Below are 23,857 nucleotides of genomic sequence, written 5' to 3'. Positions count from 1 at the left end.
TAAAACAAAAACACCCCTCCCCAAACCAGATAGCACTGCGATGTCCCAAGCCAGCGTGCGCGATCGTCGTGGTCACGATGTTTTTCAACACATCAGGGAGGTATGCAGTGAATCGCGAAGAGTTCTTCAGCAGCATCGATGCCAAGATTTCCCGTGTAAACGTCAGCGCCGTGGACGTACCGGCTGAAAATCAGGCTTTTCTGGAAATGGTCGTTGCCCGCTTGCAACCGGTTGTCGCGTCGTATCAGGCCAGGCTCGCGGAGCGCAAGATCATTGCCGAGATCAAGGCTTCCCCGGTCAGCATTTCCTTCACCCTGCACTATCGTGATGGCGGCCATTGCGGCCTGACCCTCGATGGCCACCTGTCCGACCGGCGGATCGAGATCACCGCCCACTACACCAACGAAAACGGTCAAAACTACGTCAATTCGCTTGGCATCACCTACGGACGTGACAACTGGCAGGACAGCATCTTCGAAGAAGCGCTGCAGAAGTGCATCGACGATTTCCTGTTCTATGCGGCCCGCCATGGTGGCATCTATCTGAACTAAATACATCAGTTCGCGTAAGTTTGCCCGGCATCTGCCGGGCTTTTTTTGTTTACCGCTCAGTCCTACGCAATTCATCGTATTCCCCGCCGGGGCTCCGCTCCTTAATCTGTCGCTGCACTGCACAAATTGCGGATGGAACCCCATGAAAAAACTACTCACCACCCTGTTACTGCTGACCGGCGCCGGGAGTGGCTTGGCGGTTGCGGTTTTAGCGGAATCATCCCTCGGCTTTTCCGAGTGCCTGCACATTGACCGGTACTGACCCACCGCCTATTCTCGGCGGCATTTTCGGTGGCCACCCGGCCATCGCACATCGCCGGGAAAAATTTTGGAAACTATCGGTAGCTGGGGGCTGTGGGCCACGTTTTTCAGCATCGTGCTGACGATGCTGGCCATCGACCTGTTCGTCGTTGGCGGCGGCAAACAGCACCGCGTCTCGGTACGCGAAGCTGGCACCTGGACGCTGATCTGGATCAGCGTCTCGATGCTCTTTGCCCTGGGCTTGTGGGCCTATCTCGACCAGACCGCCGGCCGTGCGATGGCCAACCAGAAGGCGCTGGAATTCGTCACCGGCTACCTGATCGAGAAATCACTGGCCGTGGACAACCTGTTCGTCTGGCTGATGCTGTTCAATTTCTTCGCCATTCCCATGGAGTTGCAGAAACGGGTGCTGATCTATGGCGTACTGGGCGCCATCGTCCTGCGTACCGGGATGATCTTCGCCGGCGTCTGGCTGGTGGCGCAGTTCCATTGGTTGCTTTATGTCTTTGGCGCCTTCCTGCTGGTCACCGGAATCAAGATGTGGTGGTTCGCCGACCAGGAACCCGATCTCGAAACCAATCCCATCCTGCGGTGGATTCGCGGCCACATGAAGGTCACCAATCAGCTCGAAGGCGAGCGCTTCGTGGTTTACCGCGAGGAAGGCGGCAAACTGGTGCGCTACGTCACCCCCCTGTTCCTGGTGCTGGTCCTGGTTGAATTCTCCGACATCATTTTCGCAGTGGATTCGATTCCGGCGATCTTTGCGATCACCACCGACCCGTTCATCGTACTGACTTCGAACATCTTCGCCATCCTCGGCCTGCGCGCGATGTACTTCCTGCTCGCCGAGATGGCCGACCGCTTCGCGCTGCTGAAATACGGCCTGTCGATGGTGCTCATCTTCATCGGCACCAAGATGCTGCTGATCGACATCTACAAGATCCCCGTCTTGTTCTCGCTCGGCGTCGTTGCCGCGATCATCGGCACCTCGGTGATCCTCTCGCTGCGCCAGACCCGCAAGCGCTGACCGACCGGGCCGGCCGTCCACCGCCGGCCCTACGCAATTCATCGTATTCCCCGCCGGGGGTCCGCTCCGTAATCTGTCGCTGCACTGCACAAATTGCGGATGGAACCCCATGAAAAAACTACTCACCACCCTGTTACTGCTGACCGGCGCCCTGAGCGCCTGGGCCGGCCCCGACCCGGCCCTGGTCCGGCAACTGGCCGCCGACGACAACAGCGACAAGATCGCCGCCATCCAGCAACTGGCCGCTGCGGCAGAACCTGGCACGGCCGGTATCCTGCAAGCCATGGCTGACGACAGCCTGTACGTGCTCGACGACAAACTCTTCGTCTTCGACGGCGAGAACACGCTCGACGCCTTCAGCGGCGAAACCGTCGAACTGCCCGAAGGCGCCGACACGATCACGGTCAACAACCGCCTGCGCGGCGAACTGGCCAACGCCCTGGCCGCGCTCAAGCTGTTCGACAACGATCGCGAGGTACGCCTGAACGCTGCCCGCGAACTGCAGAGCAATGTCGGTGCCGAATTGGCACCGGTGCTGGCCAAGGCCAAAGCCAGCGAGAGCGACCCGCATATCCTCGAACTGCTGACCACCGCCTACGCCAAGGCCACCCTGCAGGATGCCGACCCGGCCGTCCGTCTGGCTGCCGTGGCCGCGCTGGCTGAAGTACAGACGCCGGCGGTGCGCAGCCTGCTGCTGCCGCTGACCGACCCGGCCAACGAGGCCGACAAGTCGGTACGCGAAGCGGCCATCCAGGCGCTCAAGACCATCGAACGCAGCCTGGCCTGGGGCGACACGCTGGCCGCCGTTTTCTCCGGCCTGTCGCTCGGCTCCATCCTGCTGCTGGCCGCGCTCGGCCTGGCCATCACTTACGGCGTCATGGGTATCATCAACATGGCCCACGGCGAACTGCTGATGGTCGGCGCCTACACCGCCTATGTGATGCAGAGCCTGTTCCGCACGCACTTCCCCGAATTGATCGACTGGTATCTGCCGGCCGCCATCCCGGTCGCCTTCTTCACCGCCGCCGCAGTCGGCGTGCTGATGGAGCGGACGGTGATCCGCTGGCTCTACGGGCGCACACTGGAAACCCTGCTCGCCACCTGGGGCCTGTCGCTGATCCTGATCCAGGCGGCACGCGTGATCTTCGGCGCGCAGAATGTCGAGGTCGCTAACCCGAGCTGGATGTCCGGCGGCGTCGAACTCCTGCCCAACCTCATCCTGCCGTGGAACCGCGTGATCATCATCGGCTTCGCGCTGTTCGTGCTGTTCCTGGTCTGGGTGCTGATGAACAAGACGCGGCTCGGCATGTTCGTCCGCGCCGTCACGCAGAACCGTCCGATGGCCGGCTGCGTCGGCGTGCCGACCTCGCGCATCGACACCATGGCCTTCGCGCTCGGCGCCGGCATCGCCGGTCTCGGCGGCGTGGCGCTCTCCCAGATTTCCAACGTCGGCCCGGACATGGGTCAGGGCTACATCGTCGATTCCTTCATGGTCGTCGTCGTCGGCGGCGTCGGCCAACTGGCTGGTGCGGTCTGGGCAGCGCTGGGCCTGGGCATCTTCTCCAAGCTGCTCGAAGGCTGGGCCGGCGCGGTGATCGCCAAGATCGCCATCCTCGTCGCCATCATCATCTTCATCCAGAAGCGTCCGCAGGGCATCTTTGCCTTGAAGGGCCGCTTTGCCGACCAGTAAGGAGCGACCCATGTCTGCCATAACTTCCGCCCTCCCGCTCCCCGCTTCCGGCCGCGTGCCGCTGACGCTACGCGTCTTCGCCGCACTCGACCGCAAGGCCTGGATCGCCCTTGGCGTCTTCCTCGCCCTGGCGCTGGTCGTCGTCCCGGTGCTGCACCTGGCGCTGCCGCCGGAAAATGCTTTCCACGTATCGACCTACGCGATCACCTTGATCGGCAAGATCATGTGCTACGCGCTGGTCGCCGTCGCCATGGACCTGATCTGGGGCTACGGCGGCATCCTCTCGCTCGGCCACGGCCTCTTTTTCGCGCTCGGCGGCTACGCCTTCGGCATGTACCTGATGCGCCAGATCGGCCGCGACGGCAGCTACGGCGCCGACCTGCCCGACTTCATGGTATTCCTCGACTGGAAGGAACTACCCTGGTTCTGGCTCGGCAGCGACAGCTTCGGCTGGGCCGCCTTCCTGGTCCTCGCGGTACCGGCCATCGTCGCCTTCGTCTTCGGCTACTTCGCCTTCCGCTCGCGGATCAAGGGCGTCTATTTCTCGATCATCACCCAGGCGCTGACCTACGCAGCGATGTTGCTGTTCTTCCGCAACGAAACCGGTTTCGGCGGCAACAACGGCTTCACCGACTTCAAGCGCATCCTCGGCTATTCGATCACCGCGCCGGAAACCCGGCTGGTGCTGTTCGGCCTGACCGCCATCGCGCTCGCCGCGACGCTGGTTTTTTCCGCCTGGCTGGTCAAATCGAAATTCGGCCGCGTACTCACCGCCATCCGCGACGCCGAAAGCCGGGTCATGTTCATCGGCTACAACCCGCTCTGGTACAAGCTGAGCATCTGGGTCATCTCGGCCGTGCTGTGCGGCATTGCCGGCGCGCTCTACGTGCCGCAAGTGGGGATCATCAACCCGTCTGAAATGAGCACCGCCAACTCCATCGAGATCGCCATCTGGGTCGCCGTCGGCGGGCGTGGCACGCTGATCGGCCCGGTCATCGGCGCCTTCACGGTCAATCTGGCCAAGAGCTGGTTCACCGTCTCCTTCCCGGAATACTGGCTGTTCTTCCTCGGCCTGCTGTTCATCGTCGTCACCCTGCTGCTGCCGCAGGGCTTGGTCGGCCTGTGGAAGAAAATCATGAGCAAGAAACAAGGAGCCCAGGCATGAACGCCCAAGCAGCCCTCATCGATCAACCGGACGGTGGCGACAGCGCCACCCAGCTCGGCCACGTCGTCACCGGCGAGCTCGACCTGTCGCACGGCGTCGCGCTCTACCTCGAAGACATCACCGTCAGCTTCGACGGCTTCCGCGCCCTGAACAAGCTCAGCCTGGCCATCGACGCCGGCGAATTGCGCTGCATCATCGGCCCCAACGGCGCCGGCAAGACGACGATGATGGACGTGATCACAGGCAAGACCCGGCCCGATTCGGGCAAGGCCTTCTTCGGCCAGACCATCGACCTGACCCGGCTGACCGAACCGGAAATCGCCCACGTCGGCATCGGCCGCAAGTTCCAGAAACCGACCATCTTCGAACAGCACACCGCTTTCGAGAATCTCGAACTGGCGATGAAGACCGACAAGCGCGTGTGGAAGAGCCTGATGGCCTGGCTGAGCGGCGACGACCGCGACCGCATCGCCGACACGCTGAAACTGATCCGCCTCGACGGCGAAGCCGACCGCCCGGCCGGCCTGCTCTCGCACGGGCAGAAGCAATGGCTGGAAATCGGCATGCTGCTGATGCAGGAACCGAAGCTGCTGCTGCTCGACGAACCGGTCGCCGGCATGACCGACGACGAGACCATGCGCACCGCCGAACTCTTCGTCTCGCTGGCCGGCAAGCATTCGCTGGTCGTTGTTGAACACGACATGGCCTTTGTCGAAAAACTCGGCGGCAAGGTCACCGTGCTGCACGAAGGCTCGGTGCTGGCCGAAGGCGACCTGGCCACGGTGCAGAACGACCAACGGGTCATCGAAGTCTATCTGGGACGCTAACCATGCTCAAAATCGACAACCTCCACCAGGCCTACGGCGGCTCGCACATTCTGCGCGGCCTCAGTTTCGAACTGCAGAAGGGCGAAGTCACCACCCTGCTCGGCCGCAACGGCGTCGGCAAGACCACCCTGCTGAAAACGCTGATGGGCCTGGTCAAACCGAAATCCGGCAGCATCACCCTGGCCGACCGCGACATCACCGCGCTGCCGCCGCACGAGCGCGTCAAGGCCGGCATCGGCTACGTGCCGCAGGGCCGCGAGATATTCCCGCGGCTGACGGTCGAGGAAAACCTGCTGATGGGCCTGGCGACCAAGCCCGGCAGCACCAAGATCCCGCAGCGCATCTTCGACATGTTCCCGGTACTGAAGCAGATGATGCACCGCCGCGGCGGCGACCTCTCCGGCGGCCAGCAGCAGCAACTGGCCATCGGCCGCGCGCTGGCCATGGGCCCGTCGCTGCTGATCCTCGACGAACCGACCGAGGGCATCCAGCCGTCGATCATCAAGGACATCGAACGCGCCATCCGCATGCTCGCCGAAACCGGCGAAATGGCCATCCTGCTGGTCGAGCAGTACTACGACTTCGCCGAATCCCTGGCCGACCAGTACCTGCTGATGGAACGCGGCGAATTCATCATGCGCGGTCGCGGCGAGACCATGCCGCAGGATGGGGTGCGGGAAGCGCTGGCGGTGTGACGGGCATGGCGGCGGTCAGCCCCACCGCCCGTCATTCTGGTGGAAACGGCAAGCTTCAGTGCCTGCCGGACGCCCTGATGAAGCGGGACATCAACTCCCGTCGGTTAATGGCGCCGGTCTTATTGAATATTTGCTGAATGTGTCCGCGGACTGTCCAGAAAGAGATACCGAGATCGCTGGCAATGGCGCGATCGCCCTTGCCGGCAATGATCATCTGGAAAATTTCTGTCTCCCGGCGGGAAAGCTGGGACAACAGCACGTCCTCCGCCGCTGCCCGACCCTGCTTGTCGATCTGCCGTGCCACGTCATAGCTGGCCTGCCGCTCCATGATCTTTCTGGCCCGCCAGACAAACTCTTCAGGCGTGAACGGCTTGCTGATGAAGTCATCGGCACCGCTTTTCATCGCCATGATCCGACGCGGGACATCGTCGAAACTCGACATCACCAGAATCGGCAGCCTGGATTCGTGGTTCTGGCGGATGTCACGCACAAAGCTGATTCCCGATTTCGTGTCCTTCAAGACCACATCGACGATGATCAACTGGTAGGAATTTTCGCGGTAGCGTCTTTCTGCCGAAGCAAGATCCGCTGCGACATCGACCCTCATGCCCAGTGCTTCGCACAAGTGCCGGACATAGCTGGCATGCGATTCGGAATCCTCGAGCAGTAGAACCTTGCCCCCGTAATTCACATCGCTGGTAGCGGCCGCACATTCGCCGACAAAACTCACCAGGGCTTCATGCTCCTCACGCAGGAATACTTCCGTGACCCCAGCGCTCATTGCGCTGCGGGCCAGCGAAAGCTCACGCCCGCCGATCAGGAAGGCAATCGGCAAGGTCGCGTGCAATGGCGACAAGCGCACGGCTTCGACCACCTGCAGGCTATCTCCCTGAGCGGTCGAATGAGCGATGACCATGACCGAGAATTTCTGCCCGCGGTTGAGTGCGGCGCTTATTTCGCATTCGTTCCGGCAACCCTGGAAACGAAGCCCGTGAACTTCGGCAATACGACGCAGGAGCGCTTGCCGGGCAGCGGACGATTCCAGGCAAAGCAGGGTGCCGTGCCCTTCTGGCATGGCATTCTGGCATTTTTCCGTCAAGTTGCTCGCCCCCCTATTATTAGCCGGTTCAGGAACGGATTCGCGACTAGCATCGGGGTCGAAACCCGGGCACGGAGACTTGCATGAAACAACTCGTACACCTTCTGAGCGATCTGGAATCCTTCAAGCAATATCTTGGATCAGACGAAGTCAGTGGCTGCCGCGCCACCAGCAGAGCCTGCCTGGCCCAAGTTTACTCGATGCCAGACAATCCATCACTGGCAGCGCAAATCGCTGCCGAGATAGCCGGCAGCCTTCCCGGAACCATCGTCGTGGGTGCCAGCACGGTCGGTGAAGTCGCCGCCGGACGGACGATGACCGGCTCCACACTGATCATCCTCTCATTCTTTGAAGCCACCCGACTGCATGTGCTGGCCGGAGAATGCGCCCGCGGCGGTGAATACGAACTCGGCCAGCAACTGGCTCAGGCGCTTGGTGCCGGCTCAAGCTCATTCGCCGGGATATTGCTGCTGGCCACACCGCTCTCGCTCGATGTCAACCCCTTGCTCAAGGGCATCGGACAGATCCTCGGCACGGTTCCCGTCTTCGGAGGCGGTGCCGGCGACTATGCGGCAATGAATTGCTCCTGGATATTGATGGGCGATAAAACCATGGACCAGGGGTGCATTGCCGTCGCTCTTGATGGCAGCGAATTGCATATCGAAACCCGTACCTCCCTCGGCTGGCATCCCCTCAGCAAGGAAATGCAAATTACCTCGGTCGATGGACTCAAGGTATTGACCATCGACAACATGCCGGCCTTTGATGTTTACCGGCGCTATATCCAGACAGAGCGTGAGGCGGAATTCGCGCTGACCGCATCCGAATTTCCCTTTCTCATAGAACGCAATGGCGAGACATTCGCCCGCGTCCCCATCGATACCGCGGAAGACAATGCCCTGCTCTTCATGGCGGACATTGCTGCCGGCGACCGCTTTCGCATCGGCTATGGCGATCCGGCGAGGATGCTGGAGACGGCCGATGGCATCCACCGCTTCATGCGTGAATTCAAGCCACAGGGGATTCTTGTCTTTGTCTGCGGCTGCAGACGCTACCTGCTTCAGGAAGACGCCGAACTGGAAACCTGGCCGTTCGAGTTGTCGGCGCCAACTGCGGGCTTTTACACCTACGGGGAATTCCACGGCCACGGCGAAACCCTGGGACTACTGAATGCCACCTTGCTGGCCGTTGGCATGCGTGAGGGCCCGCCCAGCGATGCGCTGCACTCCCGCGGCGAAGCACCCGGGCCGGCAGGCAAGTTACCGAGCGCCGCAGTACGAGACCCTTACGCACGGCAACACGCGCGCGTCGTTTCTTCCCTGGTCAGATTCATCGATACCGTGACCGCCGAACTGGAAGCTGCCAACCGGCAACTGGCGCGTTACAGCAGCCATCTTGAGGCCTTGGTGGACGAACGCACCGCCGCACTGTCGATTGCCAAGGAAGCCGCTGAAGCGGGCAGCCGCGCCAAAAGCATTTTCGTGGCCAATTTGAGCCATGAACTCCGGACTCCCCTGAACGGCGTACTCGGCATGACAGATCTGGCCAGACGCCGGACCGTCGATCCCAAAACGCTCAACTACCTGGACAAGACCAGCCTTTGCGCCAGGAACCTGCTGACACTGATCAATGACCTTCTTGATATCGCCAACATCGAGGGCGCAGATCGTGTCCCCGTTCGTGGTGTAAGAGGCAATCAGGAAGTCATGGATTCCGGTGAGGTTGGATTGCCAGTCAGAGGGTCACGGCGGACAAGCTGACGGCGGGATTGTCGCCGACCTCGGCCAAGGTTTCCAGGGTCATGTAACGTCGCTGCATGGCCCACTCGTCGTTCTGTTCAAGCAATAGGGCGCCGACCAGGCGGTAGATGGCCGCTTCGTTGGGAAAGATGCCGACGACGTCGGTACGGCGCTTGATTTCGGCATTGAGCCGCTCAATCGGATTGGTGCTGTGGATCTTGCTCCGGTGCTCGCGAGGAAAGCCCATGTGTGCGAGCACATCGTCCTCGGCATCATCCATCAGCCGGGCGATCTTTGGCAGGCGCTCACGGAGTTGGTCAGCGACGGTTCGCCACTGGTCCCGTGCCGCAGCTTCTGTCTCATGGGCAAAGATGGTGGCGATCAGGGCAGACACCATGCGACGCTGGTTGGTCGGCGCATGAACCAGGACATTGCGCATGAAATGTACCCGGCAACGCTGCCAGGTTGCAGAGATCACCTTGCGTACAGCAGCTTTCAGGCCCTCGTGGGCGTCCGAGATCACCAGCTTGACGCCGCGCAGGCCGCGACGCGACAGGCTGCGCAGGAATTCAGTCCAGAAGGGTTCGGCTTCAGAGGCGCCGACCTGCAGCCCAAGCACTTCGCGTCGGCCATCGCTGTTAGCGCCGATGGCGATTATGGCGGCGACGGAAACGATTCTTCCGGCCTGACGTACCTTGAGGTAGGTGGCGTCAATCCACAGATAGGGCCAGTCGCCTTCGATGGGACGGGCAAGGAAGGTCTGCACCCGCTCGTCGATCTCGGCGCAGAGGCGAGAGACCTGGCTCTTGGAGATGCCGCTCATGCCCATAGCCTGGACCAGATCATCGACCGAACGCGTCGAGATGCCCTGCACGTAGGCCTCCTGGATAACGGCCGCCAGCGCCTTTTCGGCGGTCCGCCGTGGTTCCAGGAAGGGCGGGAAGTAGCTGCCGGAGCGCAGCTTAGGGATGCGCAGCGCCACCGTGCCGGCGCGGGTATCCCACGCGCGATCCCGAAAGCCGTTTCGGGAATTGGTTCGCGCCTCGGAACGCTCGCCATGGCTGGCGCCGCAGCGGTTCTCGACATCCAGCTCCATCAGGCGCTGGGCCACAAAGCCGATCATCTCGCGCACGATATCGTCGGCGCCGGCCTTTTCAAGCAGCTCGGAAAGTTGCATTCTGTCTTGGGTCATCGGTTTACTCCTCAGTAGAGATTGAGATTCGCAAACCCAACCTTACCGGAGTTCTCCGATGACCTCCTGATTGCGCCCGCCGTGGTGGCCCTGCAGGGCCACCACGGCAAACTCAACACCTTCCGCTCTTACACCACTCCGCGGGACACCGCCGAGGGCGCACGCCTGACCCTGGAAAAATCCGCTTTTCAGCTGGGTGAGGTCATGAAAAACCTTGATCTGCTGTCAAGGGAAAAGGCCATGCTGAAGGGCTTGTCCTTCGCCATCGACATCGATGAACAGCTGAGCCAGCAAGTCTTCGAAGGCGATCCCCTGCGCCTCTCCCAGGTCCTGCTCAACCTGACCGGCAATGCCGTGAAATTCACGCCAAGCGGACATATTCATATCCGCGTTCGCTTGGCCGCCGAAACATCAACGGAGGCGCAACTGCGTTTTTCGGTCCAGGACACCGGCATTGGCATCCCCGCCGAGGACAAACAACGACTGTTCAGGCTTTTTGAACAGGGCGACGGCTCAGCCTCGAGAAAATACGGCGGGACCGGACTCGGCCTGACCTTGAGCAAACGCCTCGTGGAAATGATGGGCGGCGAAATCAGCGTCATCAGCGAACCGGGTCAGGGCAGTACCTTCTGGTTTTCGATCAAGCTGAGCAAACCCGGCCTCGGGACCCTGCCGGCTGGCATAGCCATTTCGCTGCCGTCAGCGGACGCTGCGACGGTGTTTGACGATGCAGGAGGCAGACGCCCGGTAACGGACGTCGTGCTCCCCGACAACCCTGCGGATGACGAAAGGCTGGTGCTTGCCATTCGGGAACTGAAAACCCTGATCGACCTTGGCGATCTGGATGCCTTCGACAAGCTGGAGGAAAACTCGGCGTTATTCCGGTCGGTTTCGCCGATCATGTACCGGAGAATTCTGATGGCGTTGAAACAATACGATTTCGGCGAAGCCAGCTCGGCACTCGATTCGCTTTCCCTTGCCCGGGAAAATCAGTCGAAACATTGAAGGAGGGGTCACACGGAACTGCGGCTTGCCATCCCGCAACAATGGGCTTGCGGGTAAAATCCAGCCCATGAGCCAGCCCACCGATCCCAGCATCCTCTCCCCGCTCGGCAAGCCGACCGAATACCGCGCTGACTACGCCCCGGAACTGCTTTACCCGATTCCCCGCCAGTTGAAGCGCGACGAGTTGGGCATCCGGAACGACCAGCTGCCTTTCGTCGGCGAAGACCTGTGGAACGCCTACGAGCTTTCCTGGTTGAATCCTCGAGGCAAGCCGGTGGTTGCCGTCGCCAGTTTCCGGGTACCGGCGGACAGCCCGATGCTGATCGAATCGAAGTCCTTCAAGCTCTACCTGAATTCCTTCAATCAGACGGTTTTTGCCGATCTGGCGGCGGTCGAGGCCTGCCTGATCCGCGACCTGAGCAGTGCAGCCGGCGCCCCGGTCGCGGTGGACATCGCCGATCTGCGCGGCCGTCCGCAGGCCCGCATCGGCAGCCCGGCCGGTATCCTGCTCGACGATCTGGACATCGACTGCGATTGCTACCAGCCCAGTCCGCAGCTACTGCGCACGCTGCCGGGTTCGCCGGTCGAGGAAACCCTGTACTCGCACCTGCTCAAGTCGAATTGCCTGGTCACCGGCCAACCGGACTGGGCCATGGTCGTCGTCCGCTACCGCGGTCAGCCGATCGACCGGGCCGGACTGTTGCGCTACCTGGTTTCCTTCCGCAATCACAACGAATTCCACGAGCAGTGCGTCGAGCGCATTTTCTGCGACATCCAGCGCGCCTGCGCCCCCGTCGCGCTGGCCGTCCATGCCCGCTACACCCGCCGCGGCGGCCTCGACATCAACCCCTTCCGCAGCACCGGGGACTTTGCTCCGCCGGACAACACCCGCGAAATTCGCCAATAAACCTGCCGCACCACCATGGTGCCTTATGCATGTAAGGCGTTAAACTGATGACTCGTTTCAGGGGGAGGAACGGGTGAGCGAAAAATTGCACAAGATCCTGGCCGTGCTTGGACTGCTACTGCTGTCGGCCTGCGGCAACGATGAACCTATCCGCATCGGCCTGCTCGCCGGCCTGTCTGACCGCGGCTCGGACTTCGGCGAGAGTGTGCGCAACGGCGTCATCCTGGCCATCGAACAACAGAACCGTGCCGGCGGCATTCATGGCCGCCAGATCGAACTCATCGTCCGCGACGATGGCCAGGAGCGCGAGCAGGCCATCCGTGCCGCCGAGGAGTTGATCGCGCTCAAGCCCGAGATCATCATCGGGCCAGTGACCAGTTCAATGGCCAGCATCGTCGTGCCGATGATGAACCGCGCCGGTCAGATAATCATCAGCCCGACCGTGGCCTCGACCGACTTCCATGGCAAGGACGACAATTTCTTCCGGGTGAACCGGACCACCCGCGAGGCGGCGATCCATCATGCCGGCATACTGTTCGAACGCGGCTCGCGCCGGGTCGGCATCGCTTTCGATGCCTCCAACCTGCAATATTCCGAAACCTGGGTGAAGGCTTTCCGTGACAAGTTCGAACATCTGGGCGGCCGCGTGACCGATACCAGCCGCTTCGAATCAGCGGCAACGCCGAGCTTTGCCGAGGTCATCGCCAAACTGCTGCCATCAACGCCGGACACTCTGCTTTTCGTCGCCAGCTCGCTCGACACCGCCCGTCTCAGCCAGCAGGCCCGCCGCCAGGCGCCGGCGCTGGTGATCACGTCGACCGAATGGGCGGCATCCGGCGAATTGCTGACCGAAATGGGTGGTGAGTCAGTCAATGGCCTGTTGATCGCCCACGCCTACGACCGCAACGACTCGCGCCAGCCGTACCAATCCTTCCGCGAAGCCTACAAGCAGCGCTTCCAGCGCGAATTCGGTTCCTTTTCCCTGCTCGCCTACGACACCGCCAACATCATCATCACCGCGTTGCAACGCCGTCGGGATGGCGAAAGCCTGAAGCAGGCCCTGCTCAACTATGGCCCTTACGAAGGCGCACAGCAGCAGATCGTCTTCGATGCCAACGGCGACACCACCCGCCAGGTGTATTTCACCGAAATCCGCAACGGCAAATTCGAGCAGGTCAGATGAGCCGATCGCAGCGGCGCGAGTGGCGCCTGCATAACTTCCTCGGCATCCTGCTGGCACTGACCTCGGTGCTCAGCTTCACCATCGTCGCCTCGGTCTTCCTGTTCAACCGGATTCCGCAACTGGAGCAGGAAATCCGCAGCAGCGCCGAAGGCGACGCACGCGAACTGGCCCTGCGCATCGAACTGCAACTGGGCGCATTGCAGGATCAGCTCGTCCTGCTCGGCGAAGCGCTCGACGGCAATGGCCGGACCCGACAATTGATGGACAAGGCCGTCGGCGAGGGCAAGGCTTTCCGCGCCCTCTACCTGCTGTCACCGGACGGTCGGGTGAGCACGGCCAGCCTGGCACCGAACTATCGCCACCTGCAAGCCGAAGTGGTCGGCAGCGACCTGTCGTCGGCACCGATGTTCATCGAGGTACGGGACAAGCAGAGCGCAGTCTGGAGCGACAAATACCTGTCGTCGCTGACCGGCATCGTCACCGTCGGCCTGGGCATACCGCTGGCCGACCGGGGAATGCTGCTGGCCGAACTGCCGCTCTCCTACCTGCTCGATCTCGGCCGCGGCAACGAAACCCACCAGCGCGCCATCTGGGTCATCGACCAGCGTGGCGAAGTCCTGGCCGACACCGCCTCGACCACGCGCACCGGCAGCGCCCTCAACCTCTATTCGTCGCCGCTGCTGGCCGCCGTGCTGGCCGGCACGCCGCTGCCCAGCCAGTTCGCGGTCGATGGCGAGAATTACTACGTCGGCGGCGCCCGCTCGCAACAACTCGGCTGGTCGTTCATCGCCCGCGTACCGGCCGGCCTCGCCCATCCGGAAATCCGCATGACGGTATTCATCGTCGTCGGCGGCTTCCTGGCCTCGCTGGTAATCGGTACGCTGCTCGCCCTCTACGGTGCATCGCGCCTGTTGCGCCCGCTGCGGGCGATCATCCAGCGCGCCGACAGGCTGGCCCGGGGCGAGAAGGTCGACGAATGGCCGCGCGGACGGATTGCCGAATTCAACCGACTGTCCGGCGACATCGGCCGCATGGCGAACGCCATTCTCGAGCGCGAACAGACGCTGCGCGAACTGAATGCCAGCCTGGAAGAACGCGTCGCCGAGCGGACCACCGCGCTGCAGCAGGCCAAGGAAGCGGCCGAAGCGGCCAGCCGTGCCAAGAGCACCTTCCTGGCCAACATGAGCCATGAAATCCGCACCCCGCTCAATGCCATCAGCGGCATGGCCCACCTGATCCGCCGCGGTGGCCTGCCGCCCGAACAGGGCGTCCGCCTCGACAAGCTGGAAGCCGCCGGCCAGCATCTGCTCGAAGTCATCAATATGGTTCTCGATCTATCGAAGATCGAGGCCGGCAAAATGGAACTCGAGGCCACCGCTTTCCACCCGGGCAGCCTGTTCGAAAACGTGCGCTCGATGATCCAGGAAAAGGCCAGCGCCAAACAGCTGCGCCTGCGGGTCGATGCCAGCGATCTGCCGGAACAGCTACTTGGCGACTCGACCCGCCTGCAACAGGCCATGCTGAACTACGCCAGCAATGCGATCAAATTCACCGAGCAGGGCGAAATCCGTCTGAGCGGCCGGGTCGAGGCGGAAACGCCGGACGACCTGCTGCTGCGCTTCGAAGTCAGCGACACCGGCATCGGCATTTCCCCGGAAGTCTGCGAACGCCTGTTCAAGCCGTTCGAGCAGGCCGACACTTCGACCACGCGCAAATACGGAGGCACCGGACTCGGTCTGGCGATTACCGCCAAGATCGTCGAAGCCATGAACGGCGAAGTCGGCGTAATCAGCACCCCGGGACAAGGCAGCACCTTCTGGTTTACGGCCAGGCTGAAAAGGGTGCCCGTGGCCAAGGCCGATAACGAGCCAGCGACGCTCGATCACGAAACCCGACTGCGCAGGCTATACGCCGGCCGCCGCATCCTGCTGGTCGAGGACGAACCGATCAACCGGGAAATCGCCCTGATGCTGCTGACCGATGCCGGCCTCGCCACCGACGCCGCCGAAGACGGCATGCAGGCCATCGAGATGGCCGGCAGCCAGACCTACGACCTGATCCTGATGGACATGCAGATGCCCCGCCTGGACGGCGTCGAGGCAACACGCCGGATCCGCCGGCTGGAGAACTGCCGCAACATCCCGATCGCGGCGATGACCGCCAATGCCTTTGCCGAAGACCGCGCCCGCTGTTTCGCCGCCGGCATGAACGAATTCATCGCCAAGCCAATCAATCCGGAAGCCTTCTACGCCTTGCTGTTCGATTGCCTGTCGGGCAATTACCGGGCATCAGCGCCCGATGAAGCCCATGACGTCGCTGAGCAACATCAGTTGCGGCTGGGCGTCCAGCCAGTCGCGAGCATCGATTAGCGTCGGACGGACCTCGCACTGGTAAGACTTCAGGTCGCCCCCCAGGACTTTGCGGATTTCGTCAGCCAATCGCGAATCCATCGTCACGAAGACAATCCGGCAGTTAGGTGACGACAATTTGGCGCCGTAATGCAGCGCGGCCAGCTCGGTTAGCGCCGACGGCCCGATATCGTGCCGGCTGACTGCCGAGAAGTCGTGAATCACATAGCGAGCGTCGTCAAATCGCGGATCACTCTGAATCCGCCTGACCACGTCAAGAAGGCCGGCCGACGGCAACCCGCCCTCGTAAATTGCCAATACGCCTTCCGGTTCCCAGACCAGCCTGCACGTCATGAGCCTGTCCTCTCGAGACTACTGCCCAGCATATTGCCGAAGCATTTTTGTATGCCGTTCATCTTAATCCCAAATGTCGTCCGGATGAACCTAGTACATCCCCCAGCTTCCGCACTCATTCGTCATAAAACGCACCACATTGAAGCCAATGCGACAAAAACCTCCCTGAACTGGGGCGAGCAGTCGACGCCAAAACAAAGACAACAAAAAATTAAAAGTTCAATTAATACAGATATATAAATCACAAAATAAGGAAAAGAATACTTTGGCACGCAGCATGCTTATAGGTCACCACTGGTCTGACCGGTCTGAACGGATAACCCATGCCTAGCCTAGCCAACATCGCTGCCCAAACCCTGCAACGCCGCATCCTCGACGGCCACTACCCACCCGGTAGTGCCCTGCCCGGACAACGCGAACTCTCCGAGAACCTCGGCATCAGCCGCGCCTCGCTGCGCGAAGCCATTTCCATGCTGGAAGCGCTCGGCCTGCTGCGCTCGCAAGCCGGTAAAGGCGTCTTCGTCACCGCCGGCAAACCGGCCAGCGCCGCCGACCTGCCGGCCGGGCCGAGCGCCATGCCGCCGGCCGCCATTTTCCAGATGCGCTACGTCGTCGAACCGGCCAACGCCGCACTGGCCGCCCGCCAGGCCGGCCCCGAAGGGATCGAGGCGCTGCGCGAATGCATGCTGGAAATGCAGCGGGCGCTGGCCGCCAGCGACCTGCTCACCGCCGCCGACTGCGACTTGCGCTTTCACCTGGCGCTGGCCGAACTATCCGGTAACCCGGCGCTGACCGCGCTGACCGAACACTTCCAGGCCCACCTCGCCTACAGCCTCCGCCTACCCTTCGCCGACCGCAGCCATATCTGGCAGCCGGCCGACGAGCACAACGCCATCCTCGCTGCAGTCGCTGCCGGCAACGCCAGCGCCGCGCGCAAAGCCATGCAGCAGCACCTGAACTCGGCCGCCGGCCGCGTCGGCATCACTTTCGTCAAACCCTGAACCTTCCCTGGAGCCTCGCCATGCAAAAACGTACCTTCCTCAAAGCCGTCTTCGCCACCGCCCTTTTCTCGGCCGGATTCAGCGGTCTCGCCCACGCCGACGTGCTGGCCAACGTCCAGAAGGCCGGCGTGTTGCGCGTCGCTGTACCGCAGGACTTCCCGCCCTTCGGCACCGTCGGTCCCGACCTCAAGCCGCGCGGCTACGACATCGACGTTGCCAACCTGATCGGCCGCGAACTCGGCGTCAAGGTCGAGCTGATCCCGGTCAGCAGCACCAACCGCATTCCTTACCTGACCACGGGCAAGGCCGACTTGGTCATTTCCAGTCTGGGCAAGAATCCGGACCGCGAGAAGGTAATCGACTTCTCGATCGCCTACGCGCCGTTCTTCAACGGCGTGTTCGGCCCGGCCGACAGCACGGTCAAGGGCGCCGCCGACACCGCCGGCAAGACGCTGGGTGTCACCCGCGGTTCGGTCGAGGACCTGGAATTCACCAAGATCGCCCCGCCGACCGTAAACATCAAGCGCTACGAGGACAACAACGCCACCATCTCGGCCTACCTGTCCGGCCAGGTGCAACTGATCGCCACCGGCAACGTCGTCGCCGCCGCGGTCAACGAGCGCACCAAGATCCGTCGCCTGGACACCAAGTTCCTGATCAAGAACTCCCCCTGCTACGTCGGCGTGAACAAGGGAGAGGCCGCGCTGCTGGCCAAGGTCAACGAGGTCATCGCCAAGCTCAAGAAGAGCGGCGACCTGAACCAGGTTTCGCAACGCTGGCTGCAAGCCCCGCTGCCGGCCGACCTCTGATTCACTGACCCTGCTGGGTGCCGCCTGCGGGCGGCACCGGAGAAATCCATGTCCTACGTCTTCGATTTTCCGGCGGTTTTCGAGCATACCGATGCGCTGCTCGCCGGCACCGGCCGCACACTGGCGCTGACCGCCATCGGCGCCGTCGCCGGCATTGCGCTCGGCATCGTCGGCGCCGTCTGCCGCGCCTGGCGGCTGGCGCCCTTCGACCGGCTGTTCGCGGTCTATGTCGAACTGATCCGCAACACCCCCTTCCTGGTCCAGTTGTTCTTCATCTTCTTCGGCCTGCCGGCCATCGGGGTGCAGATGAACGAATGGCAGGCGGCCATCCTGGCGGTGATCATCAATCTCGGCGCCTATTCGACCGAGATCATCCGCGCCGGCATCGAAGCGACCCCCAAGGGCCAGATCGAGGCGGCGCAGTCACTGGCGCTCAACCGCCTGCAGACCTTCCGCCATGTCGTCCTGCCGCCGGCACTGCTCAAGGTCTGGCCGGCGCTGTGCAGCCAGGTGGTGATCGTCATGCTCGGCACCTCGGTGTGCTCGCAGATTGCCGCCGAGGAACTGACCTTCGCCGCCAACTTCATCCAGTCGCGCAATTTCCGCGCTTTCGAAACCTATTTCATCGTCACCGCGATCTACTTCCTGCTGGCCATCGGTATCCGCCAGCTGATGATGCAGATCGGCCGGCGGCTGATCGCGCGGAGGCCGTGATGAACGACATTTCAACCTGGGACATTGTCCGCAACCTGTTCGACGGCGCCGTGTGGACGCTCGCCCTGTCGCTGACCGCCTTCGTCTTTGGCGGCCTGGCCGGGCTGGCCATCCTCTTCGCCCGCATTGCCAAACATGCCCTGCCGCGCCGTCTGGCCCTCGGCTACATCGAGATTTTCCAGGGCACGCCCTTGCTGATGCAGTTGTTCATCATCTTCTTCGGCGGCAGCCTGATCGGCCTGGAAATCTCGCCGTGGATCGCCGCCGCCATCGGCCTGACGCTGTTCACCAGTGCCTACCTGGCGGAAATCTGGCGCGGCTGCGTCGAGGCCATCCCCAAGGGCCAGTGGGAAGCCTCGGCCAGTCTGGCGCTGTCGCGCTTCGAGCAGATGCGCTACGTGATCCTGCCGCAGGCCCTGCGCATCGCCATCGCACCGACCGTCGGCTTCTCGGTACAAGTGGTCAAGGGCACGGCGGTGGCGTCGATCATCGGTTTCGTCGAACTGACCAAGACCGGCTCGATGCTCGCCAACGCCACTTTCCAGCCCTTCCTCGTCTTCGGCTTCGTCGCCCTCGGCTACTTCGCCCTGTGCTACCCACTCTCGGCCTATGCCCGCACTCTCGAAAGGAATCTCCATGGCGCTCGTTCGCATTGACGCACTGCACAAGCATTTCGGCAGCAACCACGTGCTCAAGGGCATCGACCTCGACATCGAAGAAGGCCAGGTGATCGCCCTCATCGGCCGCAGCGGCTCGGGCAAGAGCACCCTGCTGCGCACCATCAACGGCCTGGAAAGCTTCGACGAAGGCTGTATCGAAGTCGACGGCGAGCGCATCCACCCGCACGAAACCGACCTGCGCGCGCTGCGCCAGAAGGTCGGCATGGTCTTCCAGCAGTTCAACCTGTTCCCGCACCTCTCCGCCGGCCAGAACGTCATGCTGGCGACGCGCATCGTGCGCAAGATGCCGGAGGCCGAAGCCCGCGAACTGGCCAAGGCGATGCTGCTCAAGGTCGGCCTGCAGGACAAGTTCGATGCCTTCCCCGACCAGTTGTCCGGCGGCCAGCAGCAGCGCGTCGCCATCGCCCGCGCGCTGGCCATGCAACCGCGCGTGCTGCTGTGCGACGAAATCACCTCGGCGCTCGATCCGGAACTGGTCAATGAAGTGCTGGCCGTGGTCAAGGATCTGGCCGCCGAAGGCATGACGCTGATCATGGTGACGCACGAAATGCGTTTCGCCCGCGAAGTCGGCGACAAACTGGTCTTCATGTACCAGGGCCGCGTGCATGAAGCCGGCGACCCGCGCGAAGTCTTCGCCAATCCACAAACCCCGGAACTGGCCGCCTTCATCGGCTCGATCAACTGAACGGCCATGCATCCCCCAGGTGCGATATCTGCCGCCAGCGCGCCAATGCGGTGCGCCTGACTACGAAAAAACGGGCTTTTCCGGCTTTTCATCCAAGGCCCGGATATTGCTGGAACAAATGAAAAACAATTTCAATTTTGGAGAAAAGCATGGCCGCCAGTTGCTCCTGGGAATCAATCGACGTGCATCTACTGCAGGTATTGCATGCACTCCTTACCGAATGCAGCGTCTCCAACGCCGCCCGCCGCCTGAACCAGTCGCAGCCCGCGGTGAGTACTGCGCTGCGGCGACTGCGCGACATCACCGGCGACCAGCTGCTGGTGCGCAGCCGCAACGGCATGACGCCGACCGAACGCGGCCAGTCGCTGCTCGAACCGGTCAAGGTCGCGCTCGCCCAGATCGAGGCGATTGGCCTGCAGCAGGTGCGTTTCGACCCGATGAAGACGAAGCGTGTGTTCAACATCGCCACGCCGGACTACCTGAACGCCATCCTGATCGGCAACATCGTTGCCCACCTGCGCCAGCATGCACCGCACTCCCAGGTCGTACTGCACTCCTTCGGTCCGGAACACGACTACACCAAGGCACTGGAATCGGGCGAACTCGACATCGTCGTCGGCAACTGGCCGCAGCCGCCCGAGCATCTGCGGCTGGCGCCGCTGTTCGAGGACGACGTGGTCTGCCTGATGCGCAAGCGCCATCCGCTGGCCGGCCACCGGCTGACCGCCGACGACTACCAGAACGCCGAACACCTGGCGCCGACCCCCTACGCGGTCGGTCAGCGCGGCGTCATCGACATGCAACTGGCGCGCGACCGGATCAAGCGCAACGTGGTCGCCAGCGTGCCCTACTTCAATCTCGTGCCCTACGTCCTGCAGCAGGCCGACCTGATCTTCTCGGCACCACGAATTTTTGCCGAACACTGCTGCGCACTCGGCGATCTTTGCTACGCCGAATCGCCGGTCGACTTCCCGAAAATGCAGTTCTACCTGCTCTGGCACGACCGCACACACCACGCCGAAGAATGCCGCTGGTTCCGCGAGCAGATCGGCGAAGTGATCCGCCAGCGCATCAACCCATCTGCCGAAGCCATGCCCCGGCAGCGCCAGCGGGCCTGAAATCAGGTAGCGGAGAGCAATGGATCAAGGCGGAGGTCGGCAATGCGCAGGACCTGCGCCCGGGCCTCGGCAAATTCCTCGTCGGCGTCTCGCTGCAGGCGGCGACGCATGGCGGCGATGATGTCCTGGCGGGTCAAACCGCGTACGGCGACGATGAAGGGCCAGCCGAATTTATCGCGATAGGCGTCGTTGAGCTGGCGGATTTCCGCGAGTTCCGCCGGCGTGCAGGCATCCAGCCCGGCACCGGCCTGTTCGCGCGCCGAATCGGCCGTCAGCTCGCCACGCAGCGCCGCCTTGCTGGCCAGTTCCGGGTGGGCCAGGATCAGGGCCAGCACCTCCGCACGCGCCGCACCGGTCAGCACCTCGGACATCGCCGCGCGCAGCATCGCCCGATCGGCAAAAGGGCGCTTCTCCCAGACCCGCGCCATGACCCAGGGCGAATGCTCGAACACCGCACCAACAGCGGCAACGAAGCCGTCTCTATCGAGTTGAGAAAGGGTGGCGAAAGTCAGGGGCGAGGTCATCGTGCGATCCATAAAGTCAGTCCTGAGCCTAGCTTACGGACGCTCAGCGCAGCCAGCAAGCCGTGCCGCGCGTATAAGCTTCCTGCGCCAGGACAGATAGTGCGCGCGCCGACATCCGAAAACTCCGATAGCCTTTATACGCCCCCGACGGGCCGTGGCTTCCTATAATCGACGCATCGACAACGCAGCCGGAAATCCGCCATGGGACGCCTCTCCACCCACGTACTCGACACCGCCAACGGCCGCCCGGCCGCCGGCATGACTTACACCCTGAACCGCCTCGACGGCGCGACGCCGGTCGTCCTCGCCAGCGGCACGACCAACGCCGACGGGCGCACCGACACGCCGTTGCTGGCCGGCGCCGACCTGTTGCCGGGCATCTACGAACTGGTCTTCGACGCTGCCGCCTACTTCCGCGCCGTCGGCGCCGAACTGCCCGAACCGCCCTTCCTCGACCGCATCACCCTGCGTTTCGGGGTCGCCGATGCCGATGGCCATTACCACGTGCCGCTGCTCGTCTCGCCGTGGTCCTACTCCACCTACCGGGGCAGCTGATGGACTTCAATTACCTGATCGACGTCAGCTCGCTGCTCTTGCGCTGGCTACACCTGATCGTCGGCATCGCCTGGATCGGCTCCTCGTTCTACTTCGTCTGGCTCGACAACTCGCTGCAGCCGCCGACCGACCCGGCATTGAAGGCAAAAGGCGTCGGTGGCGAGCTGTGGGCGGTGCATGGCGGCGGTTTCTACAACCCGCAGAAATACCTGGTCGCACCGGCCCACCTGCCGAAAGAACTACACTGGTTCAAGTGGGAGTCGTACTCGACCTTCATCACCGGCTTCTTCCTGCTCGGTGTGCTCTATTACGCGCAAGCGGCCACCTACATGATCGACCCGATGCGCGCCGCGCTGACCCCCGCCAGCGCCGTCGGCATCGGTCTGGCCACGCTGGTCGTCGGCTGGCTGGTCTATGACACCCTGTGCCGGGTGCTGATGCGGCGCAGCCTGCTGCTGTTTGCGGCGCTCTACTTCCTCTTCGTCGTCGCCGTCGCCTGGGGGCTGACTCAGTTGCTGTCCGGCCGGGCCGCCTTCCTGCACGTCGGCGCGATGATCGCCACGACGATGAGCGCCAACGTCTTCTTCTGGATCATTCCCGGCCAGAAGAAAACCATCGCCATGATGCAGCGCGGCGAAACCCCGGACCCGATTCACGGCCTGCGGGCCAAACAGCGCAGCGTGCATAACAACTACCTGACGTTGCCGGTGCTGTTCTGCATGATTTCCAACCACTACGCCTTCACCTACAACCACCCGCAGGCCTGGCTGGTGCTGGCGCTGATCCTGCTCGCCGCAGTCCTCATCCGCCACTTCTTCAACCTGCGCCACAAGGGCGTCTTCGCCTGGCCCTACCCGGCCGCCGGCGGCGCCCTGCTGCTTGGCGTCTTCATCTGGCTGGCACCGGCACCGCTCGCCGTTTCCGCCAACGGTGCGCCGGCCGTCGCCGACATCCAGCCACTGCTCACTGCCCGCTGCGCCGGCTGTCATTCGGCGACGCCGACCCTGATGCCGGCAGCGCCAGCCGGTGTCGTGCTCGACACGGAAGCGCAAATCCGCGCCAACGGCCCGCGCATCCTGGCGCAGACGGTGCAACTGAAAGCCATGCCACTCGGCAACATCACCGAAATGACCGACGACGAGCGGCAGCAGATCGCCGCCTGGGCCGGCGGCGGTTACCGCTGATCAGGCGCTGGCGCGATGTTTCTTGATCGGAGCGACAAACTGGTAGTCAATGTCCCAGGGGAAGTAGATCCACTTGTCCTGGCTGAATTCCTTGACGCACAGGTCGACCACCTCGCGCCCCTGCGGCTTGGCGTAGATCGTCGCGAAAAAGGCCTTGGGCAGCAGCTTGCGGATGACGCGGGCGGTGTTGCCGGTATCGACCAGATCGTCGATCAGCAGATAACCTTCACCGTCGCCTTCGATGCCCTTGAGGATTTTGACTTCCTTGCGCATGGTCTGGGCAGCGGCATCGTCGGTAGCTTCGTAGCTGGACGCGCAGATCGTATCGACCAGGCGGATTTCCAGCTCGCGCGCCACCAGCGCCGCCGGGATCAGGCCGCCACGGGCGATGGCGATGATCCCCTTGAACGGGCCCTTGTCGATCAGTTGATGGCAGAGCAGACGGGTGTCGCGATGAAGTTCGGGCCACGAGATCACGATGTCGTCGCGGTAGGGGCTGGCGGGCGAATGTTCCATGCTTGATTTCTCGATAAACGACAAGGGC

The 23,857-nt window shown here is 62.7% G+C and carries 24 protein-coding genes; 19 read left to right on the top strand and 5 right to left on the bottom strand.

Features of this window, described 5'->3' with window-relative positions; all coding sequences use genetic code 11:
* The first annotated feature begins 107 nt into the window (after positions 1-107).
* The 6 genes from AADV58_RS07435 (at position 108) to urtE (ending at position 6,216) form a co-directional block, all read left to right on the top strand.
* Entirely contained in the window at positions 108-551 is a 444-nt protein-coding gene (locus AADV58_RS07435) for a hypothetical protein (RefSeq protein WP_028995979.1), read from the top strand.
* Positions 552-879: 328 nt separating this feature from the next.
* Positions 880-1,839, top strand: a complete 960-nt coding sequence (locus tag AADV58_RS07430) for a TerC family protein (RefSeq protein WP_028995980.1) — start codon at positions 880-882, stop codon at positions 1,837-1,839.
* 109 nt (positions 1,840-1,948) lie between these two features.
* Positions 1,949-3,529 carry an urea ABC transporter permease subunit UrtB gene (gene urtB, locus AADV58_RS07425; RefSeq protein ID WP_341744450.1) on the top strand — a complete coding sequence of 527 codons (1,581 nt, stop codon included), beginning with the start codon at positions 1,949-1,951 and terminating at the stop codon, positions 3,527-3,529.
* Positions 3,530-3,539: 10 nt separating this feature from the next.
* Entirely contained in the window at positions 3,540-4,694 is a 1,155-nt protein-coding gene (gene urtC, locus AADV58_RS07420; RefSeq protein WP_341744449.1) for an urea ABC transporter permease subunit UrtC, read from the top strand.
* The gene (gene urtD / locus AADV58_RS07415; RefSeq protein ID WP_028995983.1) at positions 4,691-5,521 is read left to right on the top strand and encodes an urea ABC transporter ATP-binding protein UrtD; all 831 of its coding nucleotides are present in this window, start codon (positions 4,691-4,693) and stop codon (positions 5,519-5,521) included. The genes urtC and urtD overlap by 4 nt, the downstream gene beginning before the upstream one ends.
* A gap of 2 nt (positions 5,522-5,523) precedes the next feature.
* Complete coding sequence (gene urtE / locus AADV58_RS07410; protein ID WP_028995984.1) at positions 5,524-6,216, top strand: urea ABC transporter ATP-binding subunit UrtE; 693 nt, start codon at positions 5,524-5,526, stop codon at positions 6,214-6,216.
* Between the two features lie 55 nt (positions 6,217-6,271).
* On the opposite strand, the gene AADV58_RS07405 is transcribed toward urtE, so the two are convergent.
* Positions 6,272-7,315, bottom strand: a complete 1,044-nt coding sequence (locus AADV58_RS07405) for a response regulator transcription factor (RefSeq protein WP_157272551.1) — start codon at positions 7,313-7,315, stop codon at positions 6,272-6,274.
* 83 nt (positions 7,316-7,398) lie between these two features.
* Between AADV58_RS07405 and AADV58_RS07400 the strand changes: the two genes are divergently transcribed.
* The gene (locus AADV58_RS07400; RefSeq protein ID WP_341744448.1) at positions 7,399-9,075 is read left to right on the top strand and encodes an FIST signal transduction protein; all 1,677 of its coding nucleotides are present in this window, start codon (positions 7,399-7,401) and stop codon (positions 9,073-9,075) included.
* Here the strand turns inward: AADV58_RS07400 and AADV58_RS07395 are convergent.
* Positions 9,050-10,246: an IS256 family transposase gene (locus tag AADV58_RS07395; RefSeq protein WP_341743058.1), complete on the bottom strand. Its 1,197-nt coding sequence runs from the start codon at positions 10,244-10,246 to the stop codon at positions 9,050-9,052. The genes AADV58_RS07400 and AADV58_RS07395 overlap by 26 nt on opposite strands.
* Before the next feature lie 21 nt (positions 10,247-10,267).
* Between AADV58_RS07395 and AADV58_RS07390 the strand changes: the two genes are divergently transcribed.
* The 4 genes from AADV58_RS07390 (at position 10,268) to AADV58_RS07375 (ending at position 15,710) form a co-directional block, all read left to right on the top strand.
* Positions 10,268-11,251 (top strand): ATP-binding protein, encoded by a 984-nt coding sequence (locus AADV58_RS07390; RefSeq protein WP_341744447.1) that lies wholly within the window; start codon positions 10,268-10,270, stop codon positions 11,249-11,251.
* Positions 11,252-11,318: 67 nt separating this feature from the next.
* Positions 11,319-12,158: an NADPH-dependent 7-cyano-7-deazaguanine reductase QueF gene (queF, locus tag AADV58_RS07385; RefSeq protein ID WP_341744446.1), complete on the top strand. Its 840-nt coding sequence runs from the start codon at positions 11,319-11,321 to the stop codon at positions 12,156-12,158.
* 73 nt (positions 12,159-12,231) lie between these two features.
* Positions 12,232-13,341, top strand: coding sequence for an ABC transporter substrate-binding protein (locus tag AADV58_RS07380; RefSeq protein WP_341744445.1), 1,110 nt, complete (start codon positions 12,232-12,234; stop codon positions 13,339-13,341).
* Positions 13,338-15,710, top strand: coding sequence for a hybrid sensor histidine kinase/response regulator (locus tag AADV58_RS07375; protein ID WP_051295519.1), 2,373 nt, complete (start codon positions 13,338-13,340; stop codon positions 15,708-15,710). The genes AADV58_RS07380 and AADV58_RS07375 overlap by 4 nt, the downstream gene beginning before the upstream one ends.
* Here the strand turns inward: AADV58_RS07375 and AADV58_RS07370 are convergent.
* Entirely contained in the window at positions 15,630-16,043 is a 414-nt protein-coding gene (locus AADV58_RS07370; RefSeq protein ID WP_157272552.1) for a hypothetical protein, read from the bottom strand. The genes AADV58_RS07375 and AADV58_RS07370 overlap by 81 nt on opposite strands.
* Positions 16,044-16,366: 323 nt before the next feature.
* Here AADV58_RS07370 and AADV58_RS07365 point away from each other — a divergent pair, with 323 nt between their 5' ends.
* The 6 genes from AADV58_RS07365 to AADV58_RS07340 all read left to right on the top strand — a co-directional run bounded on the left by AADV58_RS07365 (position 16,367) and on the right by AADV58_RS07340 (position 21,050).
* Positions 16,367-17,044 carry a FadR/GntR family transcriptional regulator gene (locus AADV58_RS07365; RefSeq protein ID WP_028995988.1) on the top strand — a complete coding sequence of 226 codons (678 nt, stop codon included), beginning with the start codon at positions 16,367-16,369 and terminating at the stop codon, positions 17,042-17,044.
* Between the two features lie 20 nt (positions 17,045-17,064).
* Positions 17,065-17,853, top strand: a complete 789-nt coding sequence (locus AADV58_RS07360) for a transporter substrate-binding domain-containing protein (protein ID WP_043421672.1) — start codon at positions 17,065-17,067, stop codon at positions 17,851-17,853.
* Positions 17,854-17,901: 48 nt separating this feature from the next.
* The gene (locus AADV58_RS07355) at positions 17,902-18,567 is read left to right on the top strand and encodes an amino acid ABC transporter permease (RefSeq protein WP_028995990.1); all 666 of its coding nucleotides are present in this window, start codon (positions 17,902-17,904) and stop codon (positions 18,565-18,567) included.
* Complete coding sequence (locus AADV58_RS07350; RefSeq protein ID WP_028995991.1) at positions 18,567-19,223, top strand: amino acid ABC transporter permease; 657 nt, start codon at positions 18,567-18,569, stop codon at positions 19,221-19,223. The genes AADV58_RS07355 and AADV58_RS07350 overlap by 1 nt, the downstream gene beginning before the upstream one ends.
* Positions 19,204-19,932 (top strand): amino acid ABC transporter ATP-binding protein, encoded by a 729-nt coding sequence (locus AADV58_RS07345; RefSeq protein ID WP_028995992.1) that lies wholly within the window; start codon positions 19,204-19,206, stop codon positions 19,930-19,932. The genes AADV58_RS07350 and AADV58_RS07345 overlap by 20 nt, the downstream gene beginning before the upstream one ends.
* Positions 19,933-20,081: 149 nt before the next feature.
* Complete coding sequence (locus AADV58_RS07340; RefSeq protein WP_051295520.1) at positions 20,082-21,050, top strand: LysR substrate-binding domain-containing protein; 969 nt, start codon at positions 20,082-20,084, stop codon at positions 21,048-21,050.
* Positions 21,051-21,052: 2 nt separating this feature from the next.
* Here the strand turns inward: AADV58_RS07340 and uraD are convergent, their stop codons facing one another.
* Positions 21,053-21,574, bottom strand: coding sequence for a 2-oxo-4-hydroxy-4-carboxy-5-ureidoimidazoline decarboxylase (gene uraD, locus AADV58_RS07335; RefSeq protein ID WP_281982175.1), 522 nt, complete (start codon positions 21,572-21,574; stop codon positions 21,053-21,055).
* Positions 21,575-21,775: 201 nt separating this feature from the next.
* On the opposite strand from uraD, the gene uraH reads away from it, so the two are divergent.
* On the top strand, positions 21,776-22,129 hold the full coding sequence (gene uraH / locus AADV58_RS07330) for a hydroxyisourate hydrolase (protein ID WP_028995994.1): 354 nt from the start codon (positions 21,776-21,778) through the stop codon (positions 22,127-22,129).
* Complete coding sequence (locus AADV58_RS07325) at positions 22,129-23,313, top strand: urate hydroxylase PuuD (protein ID WP_028995995.1); 1,185 nt, start codon at positions 22,129-22,131, stop codon at positions 23,311-23,313. Before uraH ends, AADV58_RS07325 begins: the two co-directional genes overlap by 1 nt.
* Here AADV58_RS07325 and gpt read toward each other — a convergent pair whose 3' ends face one another.
* Complete coding sequence (gene gpt / locus AADV58_RS07320; RefSeq protein WP_051295521.1) at positions 23,314-23,829, bottom strand: xanthine phosphoribosyltransferase; 516 nt, start codon at positions 23,827-23,829, stop codon at positions 23,314-23,316. It abuts the gene before it with no gap.
* Positions 23,830-23,857: the final 28 nt, after the last annotated feature.

It is taken from the genome of Azonexus hydrophilus, assembly GCF_038368255.1.
GTDB lineage: Bacteria > Pseudomonadota > Gammaproteobacteria > Burkholderiales > Rhodocyclaceae > Azonexus > Azonexus hydrophilus.
Note: the sequence above shows the minus strand (reverse complement) of the source record. Positions and strands in the feature narration are given on the sequence as shown.

Coding starts and splice junctions, on each gene's coding strand:
- urtB (WP_341744450.1), top strand. CDS start 1,949: ATGAAAAAACTACTCACCACCCTGTTACTGCTGACCGGCGCCCTGAGC.
- urtC (WP_341744449.1), top strand. CDS start 3,540: ATGTCTGCCATAACTTCCGCCCTCCCGCTCCCCGCTTCCGGCCGCGTG.
- urtD (WP_028995983.1), top strand. CDS start 4,691: ATGAACGCCCAAGCAGCCCTCATCGATCAACCGGACGGTGGCGACAGC.
- urtE (WP_028995984.1), top strand. CDS start 5,524: ATGCTCAAAATCGACAACCTCCACCAGGCCTACGGCGGCTCGCACATT.
- AADV58_RS07400 (WP_341744448.1), top strand. CDS start 7,399: ATGAAACAACTCGTACACCTTCTGAGCGATCTGGAATCCTTCAAGCAA.
- AADV58_RS07395 (WP_341743058.1), bottom strand. CDS start 10,246: ATGACCCAAGACAGAATGCAACTTTCCGAGCTGCTTGAAAAGGCCGGC.
- queF (WP_341744446.1), top strand. CDS start 11,319: ATGAGCCAGCCCACCGATCCCAGCATCCTCTCCCCGCTCGGCAAGCCG.
- AADV58_RS07375 (WP_051295519.1), top strand. CDS start 13,338: ATGAGCCGATCGCAGCGGCGCGAGTGGCGCCTGCATAACTTCCTCGGC.
- AADV58_RS07370 (WP_157272552.1), bottom strand. CDS start 16,043: ATGACGTGCAGGCTGGTCTGGGAACCGGAAGGCGTATTGGCAATTTAC.
- AADV58_RS07365 (WP_028995988.1), top strand. CDS start 16,367: ATGCCTAGCCTAGCCAACATCGCTGCCCAAACCCTGCAACGCCGCATC.
- AADV58_RS07360 (WP_043421672.1), top strand. CDS start 17,065: ATGCAAAAACGTACCTTCCTCAAAGCCGTCTTCGCCACCGCCCTTTTC.
- AADV58_RS07355 (WP_028995990.1), top strand. CDS start 17,902: ATGTCCTACGTCTTCGATTTTCCGGCGGTTTTCGAGCATACCGATGCG.
- AADV58_RS07350 (WP_028995991.1), top strand. CDS start 18,567: ATGAACGACATTTCAACCTGGGACATTGTCCGCAACCTGTTCGACGGC.
- AADV58_RS07345 (WP_028995992.1), top strand. CDS start 19,204: ATGGCGCTCGTTCGCATTGACGCACTGCACAAGCATTTCGGCAGCAAC.
- AADV58_RS07340 (WP_051295520.1), top strand. CDS start 20,082: ATGGCCGCCAGTTGCTCCTGGGAATCAATCGACGTGCATCTACTGCAG.
- uraD (WP_281982175.1), bottom strand. CDS start 21,574: ATGACCTCGCCCCTGACTTTCGCCACCCTTTCTCAACTCGATAGAGAC.
- uraH (WP_028995994.1), top strand. CDS start 21,776: ATGGGACGCCTCTCCACCCACGTACTCGACACCGCCAACGGCCGCCCG.
- AADV58_RS07325 (WP_028995995.1), top strand. CDS start 22,129: ATGGACTTCAATTACCTGATCGACGTCAGCTCGCTGCTCTTGCGCTGG.
- gpt (WP_051295521.1), bottom strand. CDS start 23,829: ATGGAACATTCGCCCGCCAGCCCCTACCGCGACGACATCGTGATCTCG.